This is a genomic window from Brevundimonas sp., from assembly GCF_018608325.1.
Lineage (GTDB): Bacteria > Pseudomonadota > Alphaproteobacteria > Caulobacterales > Caulobacteraceae > Brevundimonas.
Genome location: NZ_JABAZW010000053.1, coordinates 1 through 2,979, shown reverse-complemented (window position 1 = coordinate 2,979; position 2,979 = coordinate 1). Strand labels below are relative to the sequence as shown.

At 65.9% G+C, this 2,979-nt stretch carries 4 protein-coding genes; 1 reads left to right on the top strand and 3 read right to left on the bottom strand.

Going from position 1 to position 2,979, the window contains the following annotated elements:
* Nucleotides 1–363 precede the first annotated feature (363 nt).
* Complete coding sequence (gene secB, locus QZ281_RS05815; RefSeq protein ID WP_201098443.1) at nucleotides 364–876, top strand: protein-export chaperone SecB; 513 nt, start codon at nucleotides 364–366, stop codon at nucleotides 874–876.
* Between the two features lie 58 nt (nucleotides 877–934).
* On the opposite strand, the gene dnaQ is transcribed toward secB, so the two are convergent.
* The 3 genes from dnaQ to QZ281_RS05800 form a co-directional block, all read right to left on the bottom strand.
* Complete coding sequence (gene dnaQ / locus QZ281_RS05810; RefSeq protein WP_292225812.1) at nucleotides 935–1,669, bottom strand: DNA polymerase III subunit epsilon; 735 nt, start codon at nucleotides 1,667–1,669, stop codon at nucleotides 935–937.
* A gap of 27 nt (nucleotides 1,670–1,696) precedes the next feature.
* Nucleotides 1,697–2,326 (bottom strand): dephospho-CoA kinase, encoded by a 630-nt coding sequence (coaE, locus tag QZ281_RS05805; RefSeq protein ID WP_292225809.1) that lies wholly within the window; start codon nucleotides 2,324–2,326, stop codon nucleotides 1,697–1,699.
* Nucleotides 2,323–2,979: NAD(P)-binding domain-containing protein (locus QZ281_RS05800; RefSeq protein ID WP_292225807.1), on the bottom strand; the 657-nt coding region annotated here is incomplete at its 5' end. The genes QZ281_RS05800 and coaE, both read right to left, overlap by 4 nt.

The following is a 2,979-nucleotide window of genomic DNA, read 5'->3' as shown; positions in this document are numbered from 1 at the left end:
GGCGGTCGGCTTGACGGCCTGATCAGGGGTGTTGGGGCCAGGAACGGCCAGTTTGGCGTCTTCCTGCGGCTGGCGTCCGACTTTCTTGCCCAGCACATTATAGAGCTGGAACAGGACAAAGGCCGCGATCACGGCGAAGACGACGATCTGGAACTGGACCGGCAGGTTCAAGGGGCTATTCCTGTGGCAGGCGGGAGCTTGTCAGAAGACACTATTTGACGATTAGGGGCTGATATAAGGTGAAGCAAGGCGAAGCGCGCCCCCCGCCGTCCAACCAAAGTTGCGGCCAAGCGTCTCGGCATGGTAATCGGCCCGCCTTATTCCCGGCCCAATCGGCCCAATTCCGACTTTGAAGATCGCAACATGACCGACGCAACGCCGCCTGCCGAAACCCCCAATGGCGCCGACGCCCAACAGGGCCAGCCCGCCGGTCCCGGCTTCCGCATCCTGGCGCAATATGTCCGCGACTTCTCGTTCGAGAACCCGCGCGCCCCGGAATCCCTGCGTATCGACGGCAAGCCCGCCATCGATCTGGGCGTTGAAATGGCCGCTCAGGGCCGTCCCGACGGCCTGTTCGAACTGGACCTGAAGCTGTCGATCAAGGCGTCGCACGAGAACCAGCCTGTCTTCCACGTCGAGCTGGTCTATGGCGGCCTGTTCCAGCTGGCCAATGTCCAGGAGCAGGACATCGAGCCGCTGCTGCTGATCGAATGCCCGCGCTATCTGTTCCCGTTCGCGCGCGAAATCGTCGCCCGCGCCACGGCGGACGGCGGCTTCTATCCGCCCTTCATGCTGGACCCGATCGATTTCGCGGCCATCTACATCGCCCGCCAGCAGCAGATCGCCCAACAGCCGCCTGCAACCGGCCAAGCGTAAGCCAAGCCTCGATACGACGCTTGAACCAGGCGTCGTTCAGAGTTTCAGGAGGCGTCCGTCAGTTGGCGGGCGCCTCTTCTGTTTCGGCGATGGCCACGCCGTAACCGGCCCACAGGCTGTGGTCCTTCAACACCGAGCGCAGAAAGACCGCGTGCGCCTCATGCTCCTGCGGTGTTGAGCGCAGAGGTAGCGGATGCGGACGGGCGCCGTAAACCGTCTGTTCGATGGAGCCGCCCGGTCCCTTGCCGCGCGGCCCGGACGACAGGTCCAGAACCCGCTCCTTGCCGCCGCGCAGCTCCAGATAGACCTCGGCCAGCAGACGGGCGTCGATCAGGGCGCCGTGCAGGGTGCGCTCGACCAGCGACACCTTGAAGCGTTTGCACAGGGCGTCCAGCGAGTTGGGCATGCCCGGAAACCGCGTCTGGGCCAGTTTCAGCGTATCGATCCAGCGCGGCTCGCCCGTGATTTGACGACCCGCGCGGTTCAGTTCGAAGTCGATGAAGTTACGGTCGAAGTTGGCGTTGTGGGCGATCAGTTGCGCGTCGCCGATGAACTCGAACAGATCATCAACAATGGCCGCGAACTTGGGCGCGTCCTTGACCTTCTCGTCGGTGATGCCGTGAACGCGAATGGCGTCTTCAGGGATCAGCCGCTCGGGATTGACGAACCGGTGGAAGGTGCGGCCCGTCGGCAGGAGGTCCAGCAGTTCGATGCAGCCGACCTCGACCAGCCGGTCGCCCGTCTTGGGGTCGAACCCGGTGGTTTCCGTATCAAGAACAATCTCGCGCGCCATTCGCTCTTAATGGGGGCGTTTCGTCCTTTACGAAAGACTGGCGGCGTCGCGACGCGGAGATATCCACGCCGGATCGAGCACAGCGGCGACAATCGCCTCCACCTGCGCGCGGGCGACGTCCAGCCCGTGGCCGGTATCGACAATGAAGTCAGCGCGTGCGCGTTTTTCCGCGTCCGGCAGCTGACGGGCCAGAATGGCCTCGAACCGCTCGCGCGTCATACCGGGACGGGCCAGGACGCGCGCGGCCTGAACCTCGGCGTCTGCGCTGACCACCACCACGGCGTCCACGGACCGGTCGCCGCCGGTTTCAAACAGCAGAGGGATGTCCAGAACGCCCAGTTTCACGCCCCCCGCCCGCGCCGCGTCCAGGTCAGCCTGCCGTCCCTGTGCGACCAGAGGATGGACGATGGCCTCCAGCGTCTTGAAGGCCGTCTCGTCGCGACCCAGGGCCTCGGCCAGACGTGTGCGGTCCACCGCACCGTCCACGATCACGCCGGGAAAGGCCTCTCCGACCGGCCCAACCGCCGCCCCGCCCTTGGCGTAGAGCCGATGCACCGCGTCATCGGCGTTCCAGATCACCGCCCCCAGATCGGCGAACATGGCCGTCGTCGTCGACTTACCCATGCCGATGGAGCCGGTCAGGCCCAGCAGGATCATCCGACCGCCTCGCCCAGATGCGCCATCAGCAGGGCGCGCAGGTCCAGCGGCGGCGGCGGGCGGCGGAAGATGGCCTCGAACGAGGGCGCCGCCTGTCCGATCAGCATGGCCAGACCATCCACGGTCGTCAGCCCCCGCCCCCGCGCCTCGATCAGGAAGGGCGTCCACAACGGCTTGTAGGTCATGTCCATGACCACGGTTCCCGGCGCGATCAGGTCGAAATCCACCTGCGGCGGAACACTGAGCGCATTGACGATCAGGGCGGCGCCGTCGAACGCCTCAGCCGCCTCCACCACCCGCACGGACGGCCCCAGGTCGGCGGCCAGCGCCTCGGCCCGGTCGCGCGAACGATTGACGATCCGCACCTCGGCGCCCGCCTCGACCAGAACGCCCGATCCGGCGCGCGCGGCGCCGCCTGCGCCCAGAATGACAACAGGTTTTCCAGTGACATCCAGATCCGGCGCCTGTTCCTTCAGCCCCAGCATCAGGCCGACGCCGTCCGAACTGTCGCCCAGCACCCGGCCGTCGACGAACTTAAGGATGTTGGACGAGGACGTCAGTTTCGACGCGGCCGACACCTCATCGGCCAGAGCGAACGCCTGCTCCTTGAACGGCGAGGTGACATTCAAGCCTGAGATCAGACCCGCACGCCC